The organism is Nocardia pseudovaccinii, from assembly GCF_050942345.1.
Classification (GTDB): domain Bacteria; phylum Actinomycetota; class Actinomycetes; order Mycobacteriales; family Mycobacteriaceae; genus Nocardia; species Nocardia pseudovaccinii.
This window is the reverse complement of sequence record NZ_CP192074.1, coordinates 1,313,504-1,332,908: the sequence shown is the minus strand read 5'-3', so window position 1 is coordinate 1,332,908 and position 19,405 is coordinate 1,313,504. Positions and strand designations below refer to the sequence as shown.

The 19,405-nt window shown below is 65.1% G+C and carries 20 protein-coding genes; 6 read left to right on the top strand and 14 right to left on the bottom strand.

Annotation, left to right across the window (positions count from 1 at the left end):
• Positions 1-7 precede the first annotated feature (7 nt).
• From mftG to mftA, 4 genes are all read right to left on the bottom strand, one after another.
• Positions 8-1,477, bottom strand: a complete 1,470-nt coding sequence (gene mftG / locus ACQPZ2_RS06260; RefSeq protein WP_433524684.1) for a mycofactocin dehydrogenase MftG — start codon at positions 1,475-1,477, stop codon at positions 8-10.
• Positions 1,478-1,519: 42 nt separating this feature from the next.
• The gene (gene mftF / locus ACQPZ2_RS06255; protein WP_040695816.1) at positions 1,520-2,920 is read right to left on the bottom strand and encodes a mycofactocin biosynthesis glycosyltransferase MftF; all 1,401 of its coding nucleotides are present in this window, start codon (positions 2,918-2,920) and stop codon (positions 1,520-1,522) included.
• Between the two features lie 231 nt (positions 2,921-3,151).
• Complete coding sequence (gene mftC, locus ACQPZ2_RS06250) at positions 3,152-4,699, bottom strand: mycofactocin radical SAM maturase (protein ID WP_433527340.1); 1,548 nt, start codon at positions 4,697-4,699, stop codon at positions 3,152-3,154.
• 14 nt (positions 4,700-4,713) lie between these two features.
• Positions 4,714-4,788, bottom strand: coding sequence for a mycofactocin precursor MftA (mftA, locus tag ACQPZ2_RS06245; protein ID WP_245720762.1), 75 nt, complete (start codon positions 4,786-4,788; stop codon positions 4,714-4,716).
• 374 nt (positions 4,789-5,162) lie between these two features.
• Between mftA and mftR2 the strand changes: the two genes are divergently transcribed.
• Together mftR2 and ACQPZ2_RS06235 are read left to right on the top strand one after the other, a co-directional pair.
• A complete protein-coding gene (gene mftR2, locus ACQPZ2_RS06240) occupies positions 5,163-5,801 on the top strand; it encodes a mycofactocin system transcriptional regulator MftR2 (RefSeq protein WP_433524683.1) in 639 nt (212 codons plus the stop codon).
• A gap of 43 nt (positions 5,802-5,844) precedes the next feature.
• On the top strand, positions 5,845-6,900 hold the full coding sequence (locus tag ACQPZ2_RS06235) for a 2Fe-2S iron-sulfur cluster-binding protein (protein ID WP_433524682.1): 1,056 nt from the start codon (positions 5,845-5,847) through the stop codon (positions 6,898-6,900).
• Positions 6,901-6,912: 12 nt separating this feature from the next.
• Here the strand turns inward: ACQPZ2_RS06235 and ACQPZ2_RS06230 are convergent, their stop codons facing one another.
• From ACQPZ2_RS06230 to ACQPZ2_RS06220, 3 genes are read right to left on the bottom strand one after another with little or no spacing between them, the layout of a single operon-like run.
• Positions 6,913-7,662 (bottom strand): DNA alkylation repair protein, encoded by a 750-nt coding sequence (locus ACQPZ2_RS06230; protein ID WP_433524681.1) that lies wholly within the window; start codon positions 7,660-7,662, stop codon positions 6,913-6,915.
• Complete coding sequence (locus ACQPZ2_RS06225) at positions 7,649-8,410, bottom strand: glutamate racemase (protein WP_433524680.1); 762 nt, start codon at positions 8,408-8,410, stop codon at positions 7,649-7,651. Before ACQPZ2_RS06225 ends, ACQPZ2_RS06230 begins: the two co-directional genes overlap by 14 nt.
• Positions 8,411-8,439: 29 nt before the next feature.
• Positions 8,440-9,639 carry an NAD(P)/FAD-dependent oxidoreductase gene (locus ACQPZ2_RS06220; RefSeq protein ID WP_433527339.1) on the bottom strand — a complete coding sequence of 400 codons (1,200 nt, stop codon included), beginning with the start codon at positions 9,637-9,639 and terminating at the stop codon, positions 8,440-8,442.
• A 254-nt stretch (positions 9,640-9,893) separates the two neighbouring features.
• Between ACQPZ2_RS06220 and ACQPZ2_RS06215 the strand changes: the two genes are divergently transcribed.
• The 3 genes from ACQPZ2_RS06215 (at position 9,894) to ACQPZ2_RS06205 (ending at position 12,183) form a co-directional block, all read left to right on the top strand.
• Positions 9,894-10,250, top strand: a complete 357-nt coding sequence (locus tag ACQPZ2_RS06215; RefSeq protein ID WP_063037083.1) for an SPW repeat domain-containing protein — start codon at positions 9,894-9,896, stop codon at positions 10,248-10,250.
• Positions 10,251-10,255: 5 nt separating this feature from the next.
• Complete coding sequence (locus ACQPZ2_RS06210; RefSeq protein ID WP_433524679.1) at positions 10,256-10,879, top strand: TetR/AcrR family transcriptional regulator; 624 nt, start codon at positions 10,256-10,258, stop codon at positions 10,877-10,879.
• A gap of 116 nt (positions 10,880-10,995) precedes the next feature.
• Entirely contained in the window at positions 10,996-12,183 is a 1,188-nt protein-coding gene (locus ACQPZ2_RS06205) for a lipase family protein (RefSeq protein ID WP_433527338.1), read from the top strand.
• On the opposite strand, the gene ACQPZ2_RS06200 is transcribed toward ACQPZ2_RS06205, so the two are convergent.
• The 7 genes from ACQPZ2_RS06200 to ACQPZ2_RS06170 form a co-directional block, all read right to left on the bottom strand.
• Positions 12,180-12,989 (bottom strand): alpha/beta fold hydrolase, encoded by an 810-nt coding sequence (locus tag ACQPZ2_RS06200; protein ID WP_433524678.1) that lies wholly within the window; start codon positions 12,987-12,989, stop codon positions 12,180-12,182. The genes ACQPZ2_RS06205 and ACQPZ2_RS06200 overlap by 4 nt on opposite strands.
• A 215-nt stretch (positions 12,990-13,204) precedes the next feature.
• Positions 13,205-14,395, bottom strand: coding sequence for an elongation factor Tu (gene tuf / locus ACQPZ2_RS06195; RefSeq protein ID WP_433524677.1), 1,191 nt, complete (start codon positions 14,393-14,395; stop codon positions 13,205-13,207).
• A gap of 117 nt (positions 14,396-14,512) precedes the next feature.
• Entirely contained in the window at positions 14,513-16,615 is a 2,103-nt protein-coding gene (fusA, locus tag ACQPZ2_RS06190; RefSeq protein WP_433524676.1) for an elongation factor G, read from the bottom strand.
• Between the two features lie 140 nt (positions 16,616-16,755).
• Positions 16,756-17,226: a 30S ribosomal protein S7 gene (gene rpsG, locus ACQPZ2_RS06185; protein ID WP_040739280.1), complete on the bottom strand. Its 471-nt coding sequence runs from the start codon at positions 17,224-17,226 to the stop codon at positions 16,756-16,758.
• Between the two features lies 1 nt (position 17,227).
• The gene (gene rpsL, locus ACQPZ2_RS06180) at positions 17,228-17,602 is read right to left on the bottom strand and encodes a 30S ribosomal protein S12 (protein WP_019049359.1); all 375 of its coding nucleotides are present in this window, start codon (positions 17,600-17,602) and stop codon (positions 17,228-17,230) included.
• Positions 17,603-17,897: 295 nt separating this feature from the next.
• Complete coding sequence (locus ACQPZ2_RS06175; RefSeq protein ID WP_433524675.1) at positions 17,898-18,455, bottom strand: DUF3558 domain-containing protein; 558 nt, start codon at positions 18,453-18,455, stop codon at positions 17,898-17,900.
• 11 nt (positions 18,456-18,466) lie between these two features.
• Positions 18,467-18,994: a DUF3558 domain-containing protein gene (locus ACQPZ2_RS06170; RefSeq protein ID WP_433524674.1), complete on the bottom strand. Its 528-nt coding sequence runs from the start codon at positions 18,992-18,994 to the stop codon at positions 18,467-18,469.
• 130 nt (positions 18,995-19,124) lie between these two features.
• On the opposite strand from ACQPZ2_RS06170, the gene ACQPZ2_RS06165 reads away from it, so the two are divergent.
• Entirely contained in the window at positions 19,125-19,343 is a 219-nt protein-coding gene (locus ACQPZ2_RS06165) for a hypothetical protein (RefSeq protein ID WP_433524673.1), read from the top strand.
• Positions 19,344-19,405 lie beyond the last annotated feature (62 nt).

The window sequence follows — 19,405 nt, the reverse complement described above, 5'->3', positions numbered from 1 at the left end:
ACCACATTCAGACCTCGCGCAAATGTGACCTACCCATCTTCCAGACCCCCTGGGTGAGGTATTCGGCGACGCGTTCGGCGATCAGTACCGTCGTCGCCTGCGGACCGCGACTCAGCGGCACCGGAACAACGGAAAGATCCACCACCGATAAACCGGTCGTGCCGTGCACTCGGCACTGCTCATCGACCACCGCGCGCTCATCCTCCGCACCGCCCATTCGGCAGGTGCCCGACAGATGTTGCGAAGTAGCCAGATTCGCGTGCAGCCACGCGTCATCCGGTATCGATTCCGGCGGGCGCACCATCGGTATCGCGTGCAATATCTCGCGCGCCGCGGTAACCGCCTCCCGTAACCGCATCCGATCCGCCGACTCCGATAAGTAGCGGTAATCGATGTACGGCGGCACGGTCGGATCGGCGGAACGGAGCCGGAGCACGCCTTCGGAATGCGGACGCATGAGCGCCACACCCAAACGTTGGGTATACGGGGTAAACGTTACGGCGTACGGACGGATTTCGGCATCGTCGAGTTCCAGCACATATTCCAGCGGGATGCCTTCGACAGTCGCGTGCGACGGATCGAAGCGGTAGTCGATGCCGATCTCGGGGTGATCGCTGAACCCGGCGCCGACGGGCGCGGGATGCACCACCGGAATATCGAGCGCCCGAAGTCGTTCCGGATCGCCGATACCCGAGCGCAACAGCAGCGCGGCGGATTCGATTGCGCCCGCGCACAACACGATGCGATCCGCGTCGAGTGCGCCCGGCTTGCCCTCGTGCACATAGTCCACGCCGATGGCGCGCGTGCCGTGGAAACGGATGCGGGTCACCAGTACGGCGCCGGTCACCGTGAGATTCGGCCGCGCGAGCGCGGGCGCGAGATATGCCGAGCCGGTGTCGACGCGCCGACCGTCCTCGATATTCCACGGCACCGGCCCGAAACCATCGGCCGGACCCGTGCCGGGCAGTGCGTTCAGGTCCGGGATGAATGGCAGGCCGAGTGCCGTACATGCCGAGGCGAATTCGCAGCTCAGGGGCGCGGGAACAGCGGGGCGACGCACCGGTATCGGGCCTGCCGTACCGTGTCCCGGCTGGTCGCCGAAGTCGTGGTCGCGCTCGAGTCGGCGATAGGCGGGCAGGACCGCGTCGAAGGACCAGCCGTCGAGTTCCTTGCTCCACGCGGCGAAATCCGCGGATGTCGCCCGCACGAAGTAGCCGCCGTTGACCGCACCCGATCCGCCGATCACCTTGCCGCGCACGATATTCCCGGTGACCGCACCTGCCAGCGTGACGGGATATCGCCACACCCACGGTGATTCGTGCCCGATCGGCATCCGAGTCGCATCGAGCAGTGCCGCCGGATCGGCCGACACCGGCCCCGCCTCCAGCAGCCGCACCCGATGCTCCGGGTCCGCGCTCAGCCGGGCCGCCAGTACACACCCGGCCGAACCACCACCGACGATCAGTGTGTCGATCATCTACATCAGCTCATCGGGTGGTACAGCCATTACACGTTCGATTCAGCTCCGGGGCGTACTCGGCTTGAGCGATTCCAGGCTGCGCGCGCGGAATGCGCCGAGCCACAAGCCCGTTCCGTAGGCGATATCGTCCATCCGCTTGTAGGCCACGTAGCGGAACGGGTCGAGCCCGCCCGCGTCGCGATGGGTGAACCAGTCGGCCAGACCGTCCGCCACCGCCATGGTGACCGCGATGCGCCGGACCCGCCGGGAAAGAATCATCGCCAACATGGTGACCGGCCAATAGTGCCGGCACATCGCCGAGGCCAGTCGCCAGATACCCGCGAAATAGCCGCGCGCCAGATAGATCGCCGCGATCCGGGTCGGGTTGTCCAGTCCAGTGAAAACCCGGCGTAGTCGGGCCAGCGCGGTCACCAGGGTGATGAGTCCGCCGAGCAGTCCCCACTTCGTCAGCGTGGCGAACAGCATGGTCGCGACCACCGTCCAGAACGGCACCGACAGCGGCGTCACCATGCCCGCATGCCGCTCGCCCAGCGGCGCGGCACCGGTGCCGTAGAACAGCTTGCGACCGAACCAGGCGCGGAACGAGATTCGATGATCGTGCGCGACGTGCGCCGCAGGCTCATAACGCAGCCGCCAGCCCGCCTGCTCCAGCCGCCAGCACAGATCGACGTCCTCGGCCACCTGCATCGTCTCGTCGAACCCGTCCTGCGCGAGCAGCGCCCTGCGGCGCACGAGCATGGCTGCGCTCGGCACATACGAGACCAGTCCGCGCGACTGCACGGCCGATTCGCGCCGACCGAGATCGAGCGAGGAGCGGGTGTGCTCATAGCGCGCGAGCGCGTTCGACTCCGGATCCAGCGCGACGATCCGCGGCGCGACCAGCGCGACCTCCGGATCGCTGAAGTGTCCGAGCATCACCTCGAGCCAGCCGCTGCGCGGGACCACATCGGAGTCCAGGAAGGCGACGAAGTCGGTTGTCGCGGCCCGCAACCCGGCATTGCGCGCGGCGGCCGGCCCCTGTCTGCGGTCGTGGCGCAGCACGGTCACCCGGCAGCGGGTGCCACGGTTGCGCGGGATCTCGACAGGCTGATCCGAACCGTCGTCGACGACGATCACATTGTGTCCGCGCAATGCCGCGAGCAATCGGGCGAGGCCGTCGGCATTGTTGTGCAGTGGCACGATCACGGTCACATCGTCGAGGGACGGCAGCAAACGGGGGCGCGGATTACCGACGCCGGAGTCGAGCAGCCGTCTGGCAACAACGGCGGACTTCGGGCCGGTGACCTCGAGGTACCCGTCGCCGATCATCTCGGCGGCCTCCGGGGCAAGTCGCAGCAACCGGGCGGGTGAACCCCCGATCAGGATGCGTCCCCCGGAGTATGCGCGTACCCGTGGATCGATCCGCACCCCGAATCCGTCGGGTAGGCGATCGTGGCGCATTCCTGGCATGTTAGGCGGTGATTCGCGCATTGGCACCATCAGTCCGGAAAAAAGGACGGAATTCCGCACGAATCCGCCCGTGTGGCGCAAGAACTCCCGCCGAATCGTGTCTTCGGCGGGTCGCGAGCGACTCGCCGAAGACAGCTGGCAACGCAAGGGCAATCATCAATTTGCCACTCGATAGCCATCGTCGATCAACGGGATAGCGCATAACTGGCTACCGGCCCGACATCAGTTCAGCGGACTTTCGTCGCAGGCCCGCGCGGGACGCCGCTCCGGCGAAAGGCGATCGGACGCGGGCCGAGATACCGACAGTGTCAGCGGAATCGGTCCCGACTTACGCGAACCGGGTCGGCTCGGCGCAGTGCGCCGGGAATGGTCCACCGACGAACGCGGAATCATCCGCCCGGCATCGGCCAGCGCCGCCTCGCCGTAGCCCTGGACGCATTCCGGATCCGGTCCGTCGGCGGGCAGGCCGGTGAAGAACTTCGCCGCCATACAGCCACCGCGGCAGGAGTCGTAGTGCGCGCAGCCGGAGCACGCACCGCCGCCGCTCGGCTCGCGCAGTTCGGCGAAGAGGTCCGATTCCTGCCACACGGTGCGGAAACCGCCGTCCGCCACGATATTTCCGGCGAGGAACTTGTCGTGGATGGCGAAGGGACAGGCATACACGTCGCCGAGCGGATCCACCAGGCAGACCACCCGGCCCGCGCCGCACATATTCAATCCGGGCAGCGCCGAACCGAAAGCGGAGAGATGGAAGAACGAGTCGCCGGTGAGCACGCCCTCGCCGTTGCGCACCAGCCAGTCGTAAAGCACCCGTTGCTGTTCCGGCAGCGGATGCAGTTCGTCCCACACATCGGCGCCGCGTCCCGAAGGCCGCAGGCGAGTCAAACGCAGTGTGGCGCCGTACTTGTCGGCGATCGCCTTGAACTCGTCGAGCTGGGCGATATTGTGCCGGGTCGCGACCACGGAGAGTTTCGCGTCCGCGAATCCCGCGGCCGCCAGATTCTCCAGCGCCCTGATCGCCATGGCATAGGAACCCGGTCCGCGCACGGCATCGTTGACCTCGGCGTCCGCGCCGTCCAAAGAAATCTGTACGTCCACATAGTCACTGGCGGCCAAGCGCGCGGCGACCTCGGGCGTGATGCGAACTCCGTTGGTGGAGAACTTCACTCCGACATGGTGCGCGGTCGCGTAGTCGACGAGCTCCCAGAAGTCCGGGCGCACAGTGGGTTCCCCGCCGCCGATATTCACGTAGAAGATCTGCATGCGCTCGAACTCGTCGATGAGCGCCTTGCACTGCTCGGTGCTCAGCTCGCGCGGATCGCGGCGGCCCGAGGACGACAGGCAGTGCACACAGGACAGATTGCAGGCGTAGGTCAACTCCCACGTCAGGCAGATCGGTGCGGCCAAACCGTTTTCGAACTTATCGATCAGTCGCCCACCGGTGACGGCCGACGGCTGCGCGGCGAGCGGCAGCGGCGCGACCGCGGGGATCGGAGCACTGCCCGGCGCGGCCTGCCTGATCATGTCGGAGTCGGCCAGCTGATCCAATGCCCGGACATACTGTCCGGCTTGGTCATCCGTGACGCCCGCCGCATGCAGGGCCGCGCGTGCCGAGACATGCGCGGGCAGCGACCGCACGATCTCGAGTATCCGGGGACTCTTCAGAAACGAGAGCTTGCGGGTGCCGAAGTGGTAGAGCAGCGCGCCGAAGGACTCCGGCCGCAGCGCCACCCGCGGATGCAGCTCCCATCGGGTATCGAGATCGAGCATGGTCGCGGCGCCCGTCAGTAGACGCCGCACATACCGTCGATGGAGACCTCTTCGATGAGGGTCTCCTCGACCAGCGGCGCTTCCTCGATCGAACGGGACTCGGCCGCACCGATCCGTCCGGTGTTGTCGGTATCGGTGTGTCCGATGGATCCGTACTCCGGCATGCCTACCTCCGAGATGTGACCGGGTTCCGCGGCCACTGGTGTAGCCGTCATCACACAATAACGTCATGAGCTGACAAAATGGAACAGGGGAAGCGCAGCTCCCGCTCGACGCACGCGCGGACGCACGCCGACCTACTCACAGCCGCGCGCTCTAGACTGCGGGTGGCAAGCAGCTGAACAGGACGTGACGGGCGATTCGACCCGCAGTGGTAGAGGTGGCATGGGAGTCGGACGAATGCAGACGAGCGGGGGCGGCGGCAATACCCCGCGGTGCGAGCTCAAGGCCCGGAGGCGGAAGCTTGCGTAACCACGGAGGGCCTGGGAGCACCGCAAGTAGGACACTGTCGGAGTCCGAGATCGTCGAGGCCGCGTTGCGGGTGGTACGTGAGGACGGTGTGGAGAAGCTATCGATGCGACGGCTCTCCCGTGAGCTCGGCGTTTCCCCGATGGCGCCGTACTACTACGTCGCGGATAAGCGCGAGTTGCTCGATCTCGTCGCCACCGCGGCGCTGACCGGAGTTCGCAAACCACCGGCCGATTCCGGACCGTGGCAGCAGCGGCTGCGCGATCTGATCGACCAGATCGATGAGAAGCTGCGCAAGCATCCCGGACTGGGCGATGTGCTGATCGAACAGATGCTGGGCAAACAGCTCGACCTGATCGCCGCGATCATGGAGATCCTGCTCGAGGCCGGTTTCAATGATCGCAATGTGCTCGCCGGGTACGCGACGATCCACACCTACCTGTTCGGCCGCCGCCGGGTGAATCCGCGGGAGCCGCAGCCGCTGGCGGATGTCGCACTGCCCGAATCGGTGGCACGAGCCACCAAATACATGCCGGACCTGCGCGGAAAGTACGCCTACGACTTCGGCATGGAGGTACTGATCGCGGGCCTGGAGGCCCAGCTTGTCCGTCAGCCCGATCCCGACGTACGATGAAACTGAAACACGTTCTAGTTTTGGTTCGGTTCGAGAGGACGCCATGACCACCGTCGAGGTTCCACACGGTTCGCGATCGGTCGTGCTGCGGGTAGCCGCGGTCATCACCGAGACGCCGGACACCTGTTCGCTGGTCTTCGACGTCCCCGACGACCAGCGCGAGCGTTTCAGCTATCAGCCAGGTCAGTTCCTCACCCTGCGCATCCCGAGCGATCTGACCGGCTCGGTGGCCCGGTGCTACTCGCTGGCCAGCTCGCCGTACACCGACGACAAGCCCAAGGTGACCGTCAAGCGCACCGTGGGCGGCTATGGGTCGAACTGGGTGTGCGACAACGTCAAAGCGGGCGACGCGATCGAAGTGCTGCCGCCCTCCGGCGTTTTCACGCCGAAGGATCTCGATGACGATCTGCTGCTGTTCGGCGCGGGCAGCGGCATCACGCCGGTGATGTCCATCTTGAAGTCGGCGCTGGCGCGCGGCGGCGGCCGAATCGTATTGATCTACGCCAATCGCGATCACGAGTCGGTGATCTTCGCGGGCGAGCTGCGTGAATTGGCCGAGAAGCATCCGCAGCGGCTCACCGTGATCCACTGGCTCGAGCACCTGCAGGGACTGCCGACCGCCGACGGTTTGGCCGCCCTGGTCGAGCCGTACACGAGCTACCACGCCTTCATGTGCGGGCCCAAGCCGTTCATGGACCGGGTGCACGACGCACTGGCCCAGCTCGAGGTGCCGCGCTCACGCACCCACGCCGAGGTGTTCAATTCCCTTGCCGGAGACCCGTTCGCGGATCAGGCGCCGGTCGCGGTGACCGACGAGGAGGCGGCCGATGCGGCCACCGTCGAGGTCGAACTCGACGGCGAGGTGCACGAGCTGAAGTGGCCGCGCAAGCAGACCCTGGTCGACATCATGCTGTCGAAGGGTCTGGATGTGCCGTACTCCTGCCAGGAGGGCGAATGCGGTTCCTGTGCGTGCACGGTGCTCGAGGGCAAGGTCGAAATGGACAATGCCGAAATCCTCGATCCGGAGGATATCGAGAACGGCTATATCCTCGGCTGCCAGGCGCATCCGGTCACCGATCACCTGCGCATCCAATTCTGAGCCCCGGTGGGTTTACAGCTCGCGATAGTGGACGCGTAAGGCGGGATCGAGGCGTTCGGTCGCGTAACTCAGTGCGGTGCGGCCCATTTGCGCCGCGTGCTTGTCGAGGAAGCCGGTGAGCAGTTGCTCGTCGACGCGCTTGCCGACCTCGCGCAGCATCCAGCCGAGCGCCTTCTGGATCAGGTCGCGACGGTCGTCGAGTAGCCGTTCACCGAGTTCGAAGGTGGTCGAGGCATCGCCCGCCTTGATGAACGCGAAGGTTGTCAGCAGCGCTACCCGGCGCTCCCAGAGCGAGTCCGCGCCCGCGAGTTCGAAGAGCAGGTCGCGGGGTCGGTCGAGTAGCCAAGGGCCGATGATGTTTTCGGCGGACACGTCGACCAGATCCCAGTTGTTCACCCGGCCTCGGCGCACCGCGGCGAGGTAGAACTCGACCATCGCCGCCTGCGCATCGATATCGAGCGTGCGCGGTTTGGCCGCCGCGGCGAATCTGGCATTGAGAATGACCAGCGCGGCCAGGCGGTCCTCGTGCACGGCACTGTTCAGCAGTGTGTCGATCTCGTCGAGCGGAAGTGCCGCAAAGCGTTTCGCGATCGATCGCGTCGTGGGCACGCGCACACCGAGGAAGACATCGCCCTCGCCGTACTCACCGGGCCCGGTCTTGAAGAACCGCTGCAGATGGATGGCATCGGCCGGGTCGGCGACCTCGGCCAGCGCCGCATGCACATCGGCGGCGGTCGGCAGCGCCGCGCTACCCCTGGGCACCCAGAATCCGCCCCGACTCGAAAGCCGCCGCGCTGGTGGGCAATTCACCCGGCCGACCGCTGTTGCGCACCCGCACCTCACCGTTGCCGGTGGTCGGGCGGTCGAGTGCCTCCATCCGCCGAATCGTCTGCGCCGCAACGGCTTGCGCACTGTCGAACAGTCGCACGCCATCCGGCAGTGCGGCCACAATCGCATCGATGACCAGCGGATAGTGCGTGCAGCCGAGCACCACACCCTCCACATCGTCCGGCGTCTGTTCGGCCGCGCGCGCGATCGAATCACGGGCCGCGACCAGATCACCGCGATCGATCGAATCCGCCAGACCAGGGCAGGCGATGCCGACCACCTTCGCATCGCCGCCGAAGCGGGCGATCAGATCGGCCTGATATCGGCTGGCCGTGGTCGCCGCGGTCGCCCACACCGCGACCGATTTGCATACCGCCGCGGCGGGTTTGATCGCGGGAACCGTGCCGACCACCGGAATGCCCGGCCCGACCTCGGCGCGAACCTTGTCCAGGGCGGTGACGCTGGCCGTATTGCACGGCAGCACGAGCACTTCCGCGCCGAGCCGCACCGAGCTCCGCGCGGCGTCGACCACCCGGTCGGTCACCCACTGTTCCGGCTTGGGACCCCATGGCGCGCCATCGGGGTCCAACTGGAGTAGCAGGTCGACATCGGGCCGCAGCTTGCGCAGCCAGGCGGCCGTGGGCAGCAACCCCAGCCCGGAATCGATGAGCGCGACGATCACCCGACCACCGTATTACAACGGCACAATCGCTACGGCTGGGCGGCCTCGAGCAGGTCCCCGATCGGCGCACCTGCGGCGATCTTCGCGCGGACCTTCATCACCTGAGCGGTCTTTCCGGCACCGACCACACCGGTCAGATTGCCGTGCTGCGAGTAGTAAGCGAGGAATTTGCGGCCGTCGTCGGAGACGATATGGATGTCGTCATCAGCGCTCGGGGTGCCCAGCGCCTGGATCTTCACGTCGTACTGATCGCTCCAGAAGTACGGCACCCGTGCCGCGGTCGGCAGCTCCGCGCCCAGCAGCGCACACGCCAGCAGCCGCGCCTGCTCACCGGCATTGGTCCAGTGCTCGACGCGCTTGCGCTGCCCGGTCTCGTGCAGCCAGGCCGACACATCGCCGACCGCCCACACACCCTCGACCGAGGTGCGTCCCACCTCGTCCGCGAGTACACCGCCACCGGCCGACGGTTCGGCGAGTGCGATACCGGAATCGGCGAGCCATTCGGTGACCGGCCGTGAACCCACACCGACTACCACCAGATCGGCGGTCACCTCGCTGCCGTCGGAAAGCCGGGCGCCGCACACTCGATCGTCAACAGAGAGGAAGGTGTCCAGGCCGGTTTCACAGCGCAGATCGACGCCCTCGTCACGATGCATGCGGGCGACCAGCGCACCGATCTCGGCGCCGAGCACCGAGGCCAGCGGCGTCGGCTGCGGTTCGACCAGTACGACCTCGACGCCACCGGCCCGGAAGCTCGCCGCGAGTTCACAACCGATGAATCCGGCCCCGACCACCAGGGCGGTACCCGCACCGGACAATTCGTCGCGCAGAGCGGCGGCGTCGGCATAGCCGCGCAGGACATGCACGCCCTTCAGATCCGGCAGCCCGGGCAGGCGACGCGGCCGCAGACCGGTCGCGATGATCAGCTGGTCGTAGTCGAGCGTGCCGCCGTCGGCCAGGCGAACCTGGCGCGCGGCGGTGTCGACGCCGACCGCCTCGGTATTCAGCCGCAGGTCGATCTGCTTCTCGTCGAAGAATTCGGCGGGGCGCAGGGTGGTGTCGTCGGTTTCGCCGCGCACGAACTGCTTGGACAGCGGCGGGCGATCGTAGGGCAGCCGCGACTCCTCACCGATGAGGAGCAGTTCACCCTCGTACCCGGCGCGGCGCAATTCCTCCGCCGTCCGCAAACCGGCCAGACCAGCTCCGATGATCACAATCGGCCCGTTCATGGTTCGCTCGCTGCGCTCCCTCACGCGACCTTCCCTTCGTAGTGCCTGGCAGGCGCCGGGTCGAGTTGGCATCCGTCACCAAGGGTGACGCAGCTAACCCTAACCTTTGCTTGGGCGCGAATCGCCGTGAGGGCCGTCACTCCGCACTGCCCGACCTATCGGTGCGCAATCGTATCCATCCCTATATTGATCGGGCGGTCAATCAGAGTTAGATCTGAGTAAGGAGAACAATTCAGAGCCTGAGGAGGCATCCCATGTTCACCGAAAGTCGCGCGCAGGACTTCCTGGCCGTTGTGCTGGGCGTCTTCACCGCGCTGTCACCCCTGTGGGTGACCCACAACGACAACGCCATGTGGACGCTGATCGTGCTCGGCGTACTCATCGCCCTCACCGGCCTGGCGCAGATGTACCGAGCGAGCCTGACGGCCGCCGACTACGCGATGGGTCTGTTCGGCGCGTTGCTGTTCATCTCCCCGTGGGCGATGGACTACACCGACTACCGCGGCGCATCCTGGACCGCATGGGTAGTGGGCGTGGTGACGGTAGTGGTCGCGGTGGCGGCGCTGCCGACGGTGTCGGGCCGGTTGCACGACATGGCGCCGCATCACTGATGCAGATGCCGAAAACCCGGCGAAGCGGGCGTCGTCGTAGCGCGAAAGTCGACGGCGACGCCCGTCAGCTCATTCTCGATGCCGCGGAACGACTCTTCGCGGCACAGGGATTCGACGCGACCGCGACAGCGGCCATTGCCGAGGGCGCCGGTGTCCCCAAGGGTCTGGTCTTCTATTACTTCCCCACCAAGGATTCGATCCTGTCCGCGCTGATGGCCGAGCGAGTGCCCGCCCAGCCGATCGCCGATATCGGCACCGTGGTCACACCGGGCGATCCCGCGGCCAGTCTGATCAATCTCGACGCCGCGCTCAATCTGCGCGATCACCATTCGTCGGTGCTGCGCGTGATCATGTGGCGCGAGGCCGATACCCATCCCGACGTGCGTCGGCAATTGCGCCGCCTGCGCGATCAACTGCTCGACGTCACCGCCCGGGTGCTGCAGGCCAGCGCGCCCGGCCCGGTCCAGCCCGGCACGTTGCGCGCGTGTGCCGCGGCCTGGGTTTCGGCGATGTTCGCCATTGCCAGCAGCGATCGGCTGCATGCGCTCGACGGACTGCCGCTGCCGACAGCGGATGAAATCTGCAATGTCGCCCAGGTCGTCGCGGCGGGTATGACCCAGCTCGGCTGAGCACCTAAATCTGAAAGACTCGCGTTCTCAATACGAGTCCACGGTGCGTGATACAAGTTCCAATTGTGGAGATCAATCGAATTCTTCGAGATCTCACCGGTCTCGCGACGCGCTCGGTGCTTGTCGGCCTGCTGGTCGGCGCTTCGACGACAGTCCTGGGCGGAACCGAGGCCCAGGCCGCACCGATTTATCCGGATCCGGATCCGGACCCTTTCTATGCGGCGCCGCCCGATCTGGCGAATAAGAAACCGGGAGACGTGCTCGGAACGCGGCAGTTGCCGCCCATATTTATCTTTCCCGATACCACCGTCACGCTGATCAAATTCCGTTCGACGAATTCCACCGGCCGACCGATCGCGGCGACGACCACGGTGCTGACACCGCGCTCACATCAACCCGATGGGCCGGTGCTGTCCTATCAGCACATCATCAACGGCCTCGGGACGAAGTGCGCGGTTTCCCGGGTGCTCTACACCTCCGATCCGAATTTGCAGGTCCGCGAGGCGATATTGCTCAACGCCCTGCTGTTGAGCGGGTGGAGCATCGCTCTGCCCGATCACCTGGGTCCGACCTTCGCCTACGGTGCGGCCCGGCTCGGCGGCCAGATCACCCTGGACGGCATTCGCGCCGTACGCCGGGTTCCCGAACTCGCCGCCGCGCGCAGCCGGATCACGATGGCCGGATATTCCGGCGGCGGTATGGCCACCGCATTCGCCGCCGCGATGGCGCCGAAGTACGCACCGGAACTCGAGATCGCGGGCGCCGCGACCGGTGGCGTCCCGATGAATTTGGTGAAAATGCTGGAGGCGGTCAACTTCAATCCGCATCCGGCATTCGGACTGCTGATGGCGGCCGCTATCGGGCTGGAACGGGAATATCCGGACCGCTTTCCGATCAGCAATTATCTGAACACGCGCGGTGTTGCGGCACGCAAGGCAATCGCCAACGGCTGCACCAATGAAATCCTCACCACCGGTGCGGGACACAGCGTCCGGGATTACGCGAGCAGTATGACGATGATCGGCGACCGCAACGCCAGGGCCGTGGTCGAGGAGAACAGTCTGGAACTGTTCGACGGAATCCCGAAAATACCGATATTCGAATGGCATTCGCCCAGTGATCCGCTCATCCCGACCGATTCGATCCTGAATGTCGACCGCCGCTACTGCGCTGCCGGAGTGCCGCTACAGGCCGAACTGACCTACTCCCCCGAACACCTGAGCGCGGCCATCCTCGGCATCCCCTCGGTGCTCTCCTGGCTCGCCGCGCGCTTCCGCGGCGAACCGGCGCCGAGCAACTGCTAGTCGGCGAGAAAGGCGACAACATCGGGGACGAACCGCTTCACGACCCCGATATGCGTGGTTTCCGGGTAGATGATCAAGTGCGAGTCCGGGATTCCGTCGGCGGTGCGACGGAAGGTCTCGGTGCTGTAGGCACCGTCGCGGTCGCCGCCGAGGACGAGGGTCGGCGCGGTGATATCGCCGAGCCGACCGGCGAGGTCGAAGGAGTCCTCGGCACGGATGAATGCCAGCGTGTCCGCCGGATTCTTCGGGCGTGCAAGGGGATCGGCCAACCACATACCCGCTGCGGCAATGCGCTGTGCGATCGGCGAGGTGGAGCCGACGGCGGCCATATGGTGCAGTGCGCGCCTACCCGCGTAGGCCGCCTCGCCGTAGGCCAGTTGCGCCGCGCGGGTTGCATTTTCCAGGGTGTAGCCAGATGAGGCGATGATCAACCGCCGCACCGCGCCAGGTCGATCCGCCGCGAGTTGCAGCGCAAGCGATCCACCCGAGGAGACACCGAGAACATCGACAGGCGTACCGAATTCGGCCAGCAATGCGTCCGCGTGCTCGGCGGCGATATCAGCCATCGTCGTCCCCTCGGCCATACCGGGCGCGCGGTTCACCGCAAACACCCGGAAATGCGCCGCGAGCGGTGCCAACGTCTTGATTTCGGACTGCCGCATCCACCCCGTCGGATTGGCATGATCCGGGGTGAACCACCGGAGGAATACCAGCGGTCGCCCGGCTCCGAGCGCGAGATACGGCATGCCGTGCACCAAAGTCCCCTCGGTGACGTCGAGCGCGCTGGCCAGTGCCGAACTCCTCATTGCATCCTCCGATCAACCGGTCTTTACCCCTTTTGCCCGACGTTAACCAAAGTGGCGGTGACACGCGATGACCACCGACGTCATGGACAGGAATACCGTTCCCCGGCAGGACGCACCGAAAACCCGAGCGGCGCCGCACCTTTCGAAGCGGCGCCCGAAATGCCGAACGGCGCCGCCCCTTTCGGAGCGACGCCGTTCGAAAGCGATTCAGGGAATCACTTGATGATCTTCGTGACGCGACCGGCGCCGACGGTGCGGCCACCCTCGCGGATCGCGAAGCGCAGACCCTCGTCCATGGCGACCGGCTGGATCAGCTTGACGGACATCTCGGTGTTGTCACCGGGCATGACCATCTCGGTGCCCTCGGGCAGGGTCACAACGCCCGTCACGTCCGTGGTACGGAAGTAGAACTGCGGACGGTAGTTGTTGAAGAACGGGGTGTGGCGGCCACCCTCGTCCTTGGACAGGATGTAGGCCTGACCCTCGAACTCGGTGTGCGGGGTGGTGGTGCCCGGCTTCACGACGACCTGGCCACGCTCGACATCTTCGCGCTTGATACCACGAACCAGCAGACCGACGTTGTCACCGGCCTGGCCCTGGTCGAGCAGCTTGCGGAACATCTCGATACCCGTGATGGTGGTCTTGGTGACCTTCTCGCGGATGCCGACGATCTCGACTTCCTCGTTCACGTTGATGATGCCGCGCTCGACACGGCCGGTGACGACGGTGCCACGACCGGTGATCGTGAAGACATCCTCGACCGGCATCAGGAACGGCTTGTCGGTCTCGCGAACCGGGGTCGGGATCGAATCGTCGACCGCGTTCATCAGCTCGACAATGGACTCGGTCCACTTCGGGTCGCCCTCGAGCGCCTTCAGACCGGAGACACGCACGACCGGCGCTTCCTCGTCGAACTCCTGGGCGGCCAGCAGTTCGCGGACCTCCATCTCGACGAGCTCGAGGATTTCCTCGTCGTCGACCATGTCCGACTTGTTCAGCGCGACCAGGATGTAGGGCACGCCGACCTGACGGGCGAGCAGCACGTGCTCACGGGTCTGCGGCATCGGGCCGTCGGTCGCGGCGACCACCAGAATGGCACCGTCCATCTGCGCCGCACCGGTGATCATGTTCTTGATGTAGTCGGCGTGACCCGGGGCGTCGACGTGTGCGTAGTGGCGCTTGTCCGTCTGGTACTCGACGTGGGAGATGTTGATCGTGATACCACGAGCCTTCTCCTCCGGCGCCTTGTCGATCTGATCGAACGCGAACGCCGCGTTCAGATCCGGGTACTTGTCAGCCAGCACCTTGGTGATCGCTGCGGTCAGCGTGGTCTTGCCGTGGTCGACGTGACCGATGGTGCCGATGTTGACGTGCGGCTTCGTCCGCTCGAACTTCGCCTTCGCCACTTGGTGTCCTCCTGGACTTGTTGGTGCGTGCAGTTGCAGCAGTGCGGTTTACATATTGGGGGTCGTGCATTGACTCCCGGCTGATAGGGGCAAGTCTTGCACCTGCCCCCATCGGACTTATTCGCCGGTCGCCTTGGCGATGATCTCCTTCGACACGTTGGCCGGAACCTCCGCGTACGAATCGAACACCATGGAGTAGTTCGCCCGGCCCTGGGTCTTCGACCGCAGGTCACCGATGTAACCGAACATCTCCGAGAGCGGAACCAGCGCCTTGACGACACGGGCACCACTGCGTTCCTCCATGGCCTGGATCTGGCCACGGCGGGAATTCAGGTCGCCGATCACATCGCCCATGTAATCCTCGGGCGTGATGACCTCGACCGCCATCAGCGGTTCGAGGATCACCGGACCGGCCTTACGGGCCGCTTCTTTCAGGGCCTGCGAGCCGGCGATCTTGAAGGCCATTTCCGACGAGTCGACGTCGTGGTAAGCGCCGTCGAGCAGTGTGACCTTCAGGTTCACCAGCGGGTAGCCGGCGAGCACACCGTACTGCATGGCATCCTGCGCGCCCGCGTCCACCGAAGGGATGTATTCGCGGGGCACGCGGCCACCGGAGACCTTGTTCTCGAACTCGTAGGTCGCGCCGTCCTCACCGACGAACGGCTCGAGGGCGATGATGACCTTCGCGAACTGGCCGGAGCCACCCGTCTGCTTCTTGTGGGTGAACTCGAGCTTCTCGACCGGCTTGGTGATCGTCTCGCGGTAGGCCACCTGCGGCTTGCCGACGTTCGCCTCGACCTTGAACTCGCGCCGCATACGGTCCACGAGGATGTCGAGGTGCAGCTCGCCCATGCCGCCGATGACGGTCTGGCCGGTCTCCTGGTCGAGCTTGACCGAGAAGGTCGGGTCCTCTTCGGACAGACGCTGGATCGCGGTGCCCAGCTTCTCCTGGTCGGACTTGGTCTTGGGCTCGATCGAGACCTCGATGACCGGGTCCGGGAAGGTCATGGACTCGAGCACGATCTGGTTCTGCGGATCGCACAGGGTGTCACCGGTGGTGGTGTCCTTCAAGCCGATGACCGCGTAGATATGGCCCGCGACGGCCTCGGTGACCGGGTTCTCCTTGTTGGAGTGCATCTGGAACAGCTTGCCCAGACGCTCCTTCTTACCCTTGGTCGAGTTGATGACCTGGGCGCCGGAGTCGACCTTGCCCGAGTACACGCGCACGTAGGTCAGCTTGCCGAAGAAGGGGTGCACGGCGATCTTGAACGCCAGGCCCGCGAAGGGCTCGCTGGTGTTCGCGTCGCGGTGGATGATCTCCTCTTCCTTGCCCGGGACGTGGCCGTCGGTGCCACCATCGTCCAGCGGGGTCGGCAGGTAGTCGATCACGGCGTCGAGCATGGGCTGCACGCCCTTGTTCTTGAACGCCGAACCACACAGCACCGGGTAGAGCTCGGAGTTGACCGTCATCTTGCGGATGGCGCCCTTGATCTCCTCGATCGAGAGCTCCTCGCCGCCGAAGAACTTCTCCAGCAGCGCCTCATCGGATTCGGCGACCGTCTCCATCAGTTCCTGGCGGTACTGCTCGGCCTTCTCCTTGAGGTCGGCCGGGATCTCTTCGATCTCGTACTTCTCGCCGAGCTTGGTCTCGCCCTTCCAGACCTTGGCATTCATCTCGACCAGGTCGACGATGCCCTCGAAGGTGTCCTCAGCGCCGATCGGAAGCTGGATGACCAACGGCTTGGCGCCGAGGCGGTCCTTGATGGTCTGCACGGTGAAGTAGAAGTCCGCACCGAGCTTGTCCATCTTGTTGACGAAGCAGATCCGAGGCACGTCGTACTTATCGGCCTGACGCCACACCTGCTCGGACTGCGGCTCGACGCCTTCCTTGCCGTCGAACACCGCAACGGCGCCGTCGAGCACGCGCAGCGAGCGCTCCACCTCGACGGTGAAGTCGACGTGCCCGGGGGTGTCGATGATGTTGATCTGGTTGTCGTTCCAGAAGCATGTGGTCGCCGCGGAGGTGATGGTGATACCACGCTCCTGCTCCTGCTCCATCCAGTCCATGGTGGCGGCGCCATCGTGGACTTCACCGATCTTGTAGGTGATGCCGGTGTAGAAGAGGATGCGTTCAGTTGTGGTCGTCTTGCCCGCATCAATGTGGGCCATGATGCCGATGTTGCGGACCTTGTTCAGGTCGGTGAGCACGTCCTGTGCCACGGAAATCTTCCCCGCTCGTAGCTAGTTGGGATTTTCGGGGACGACCCTGTGGTCGTCTCTATGTCAACGCCGGAAGCGGCAGGTAAGTGCCGCATTCCGACTGTGCCTCCCGACCCAGAAAACGACGGGCCGGGTAGACGTCACCAGCGGTAGTGCGCGAAGGCCCGGTTGGACTCGGCCATCTTGTGGGTGTCCTCGCGACGCTTCACCGAAGCGCCGAGGCCGTTGCTGGCATCGAGCAGCTCGTTGGCAAGACGCTCGACCATGGTCTTCTCACGGCGAGCCCGCGAGTAGTTGACCAGCCAGCGCAGCGCCAGGGTGTTGGAGCGGCCGGGACGAACCTCGACCGGCACCTGGTAGGTGGCGCCACCGACACGACGGGGCTTCACCTCGAGCGCGGGCTTGACGTTGTCCAGCGCGCGCTTGAGGGTGACGACCGGATCGGTGCCGGTCTTCTCGCGCGCCTGCTCCAGCGCGCCGTAGACGATGCGCTCGGCGGTGGACTTCTTGCCGTCCAGCAGGATCTTGTTGACCAGCTGAGTGACCAGCGGCGACCCGTAGACCGGGTCGTTGATCAGCGGACGCTTGGGTGCGGGGCCCTTGCGTGGCATATCAGCTCTTCTCCTTCTTGGCGCCGTAACGGCTGCGGGCCTGCTTGCGGTTCTTCACACCCTGGGTGTCGAGCGAGCCACGGATGATCTTGTAGCGGACACCGGGGAGGTCCTTCACACGACCACCGCGAACGAGCACCATCGAGTGCTCCTGCAGGTTGTGGCCCTCACCCGGGATATAGGCCGTGACCTCGACCGCGCTGGTCAGGCGAACGCGCGCGACCTTACGCAGCGCGGAGTTCGGCTTCTTCGGGGTCGTGGTGTACACGCGGGTGCACACGCCACGGCGCTGCGGGCTCCCCTTGAGGGCCGCGGTCTTGGTCTTGGAGACCTTGTCGCGACGACCCTTGCGGACCAGCTGGTTGATGGTTGGCATAGACCGGCTTTCCTTAATTAGTTAACGCGGTGTCTGGAACTTCATGTCTTTGTCATCGAGCTTTCACCCGCACGTCCGGCCGCGTTTCTCGCGTCCCGAGGTCGGGCGTGTCGCGCGCAAGACATATCCCGAATTCCGGGCACGCCGGAAAGGTCAGCCGCTCTCGCTGGCCTACGTTTGCGCACGAACTTGCCCGCATGCTTCCGGGCACAGCGATCCACGATACTCGTGACCGCGACACAGGGTCAAAGTGGGGTCGGTCATCACGCCCTGGGGGCCATTACCACCTGCCAGGCTACCGCGCCAGATTCAGCGTCAGCTCGACCAATTTCTGCGCGCCCGCGCACGGATCGGGATGGCCACCGGGGTGGTAGTTGATCCACCAGCCGATGATGCCGGTGTCGGCGGCGCCCGCACTCACCCCGCACGAGTCGGGATCGTTCGGACGCGTCGTCTTCAGACCGCGCCGCCCCTGCACGGTGATGTTCTCGGTGTTGTAGCCGAGCTTGTCGTTATTGGACTTCTCGTTGTTCAGCGAGCCTTCCTCGTACCAATTGAGGGTCACCATGGCGTTTCCGCCGGGCGCACCGTCCACATCCCACATGCAGACGGCTCCGTAGAACGACGCTTCGGGGAAGGCACCGTCACCTACGGCCGCACCGATCTGATCCACCGCCACCGCATCGCATTCTCGCAGCAGCTTGTCGAAATTCGTGTTGATCGTCGTGCTTCCGCTTCCCCCAACTGGGTGCGCCGTACCCTTGACCGTCTTCCCACAACCCGCTGTGGATACGGCTATCGCGAGCACGGTGAGAGCGATGACGGCGGCCCGAATGCCTGATCGTGAACTCATGCTGTCGTCCCTCATTGCAGCCGCTGCACGGTCAACTCAGCAAGCTTGCGCATTCGATCACATGGATTTCCAGATGCGGCGAAGAACCCGAACGACATAGACCATTCGAAGAAGTCGTCATCGAGTTGCACAGCGAGATCGCACACTTGACCGTTGGGCTCGAGTGCCTGGAATCCAGTGCGGCCACCGACTTCGATCTTCTCGGGGCCACGCCCCTGGGTGCTCACCCACGCTCGCTCGCGGTCGATGGGGCTCCCTCGATAAGAAGCGAAGGTGACACTGGACGAACCTTGACCAGCCGATTGCCAATTACATCCGACCGAGTTCTTGAATGCCCGCGATATCTGCGGCAGTCCCGCGATGGTGCGGACCTCGTCATCGGTGACATGGCCACACTCGCCAGCGAACGGACCCAGCGACGCGACCTTCGGTGGGGGACGCAGCGACGGACCCGATGAATCGGAGTCGCCGCCCGAACCGCATGCCGACAACACCAACGCCAAGGAGGTGCCGATGACGATTGCCGACGGGATCCGCATGCCGTGAACTCTACCCACCAGGACTCGACATGTCCGCCAGGCACGGGCTCCGACCTCGCCGGGGTTTCACCGCACGCCCGCGCCCGCTACGCTGAAACTGCTTGACTACGTTAGTCATTGGGAGGGAACCATGTTGAAGAGGTTGGCTGTTGCCGTCTTGATCGTCGCGGGGTTGTCGGGCGCCCTCGCCGGAACAGCCTCCGCCGGAGGGAACTTCCTCGGCCGCTACTACTGGCTGAACGACTGCCTCGATGCCGCGAACCGACAGCAACGGAATGGGAATCCACATGCCCATTGCGAGCCAACGGTGATCAATGGCGTAGAGGTTTACAACCTCTACGCAAATTAAAAGGCCGCCACTTCGACTGAAATCCACCGGGCCAGGGTTGGAGAAAATGCCGGGTTATCCAC

Coding starts and splice junctions, on each gene's coding strand:
- ACQPZ2_RS06200 (WP_433524678.1), bottom strand. CDS start 12,989: ATGAGGAGTTCGGCACTGGCCAGCGCGCTCGACGTCACCGAGGGGACT.
- rpsG (WP_040739280.1), bottom strand. CDS start 17,226: ATGCCACGCAAGGGCCCCGCACCCAAGCGTCCGCTGATCAACGACCCG.
- mftG (WP_433524684.1), bottom strand. CDS start 1,477: ATGATCGACACACTGATCGTCGGTGGTGGTTCGGCCGGGTGTGTACTG.
- ACQPZ2_RS06170 (WP_433524674.1), bottom strand. CDS start 18,994: ATGCGGATCCCGTCGGCAATCGTCATCGGCACCTCCTTGGCGTTGGTG.
- mftC (WP_433527340.1), bottom strand. CDS start 4,699: ATGCTCGATCTCGATACCCGATGGGAGCTGCATCCGCGGGTGGCGCTG.
- ACQPZ2_RS06175 (WP_433524675.1), bottom strand. CDS start 18,455: ATGAGTTCACGATCAGGCATTCGGGCCGCCGTCATCGCTCTCACCGTG.
- ACQPZ2_RS06165 (WP_433524673.1), top strand. CDS start 19,125: ATGTTGAAGAGGTTGGCTGTTGCCGTCTTGATCGTCGCGGGGTTGTCG.
- ACQPZ2_RS06235 (WP_433524682.1), top strand. CDS start 5,845: ATGACCACCGTCGAGGTTCCACACGGTTCGCGATCGGTCGTGCTGCGG.
- ACQPZ2_RS06210 (WP_433524679.1), top strand. CDS start 10,256: ATGCCGAAAACCCGGCGAAGCGGGCGTCGTCGTAGCGCGAAAGTCGAC.
- rpsL (WP_019049359.1), bottom strand. CDS start 17,602: ATGCCAACCATCAACCAGCTGGTCCGCAAGGGTCGTCGCGACAAGGTC.
- ACQPZ2_RS06215 (WP_063037083.1), top strand. CDS start 9,894: ATGTTCACCGAAAGTCGCGCGCAGGACTTCCTGGCCGTTGTGCTGGGC.
- mftF (WP_040695816.1), bottom strand. CDS start 2,920: ATGCGCCACGATCGCCTACCCGACGGATTCGGGGTGCGGATCGATCCA.
- ACQPZ2_RS06220 (WP_433527339.1), bottom strand. CDS start 9,639: ATGAACGGGCCGATTGTGATCATCGGAGCTGGTCTGGCCGGTTTGCGG.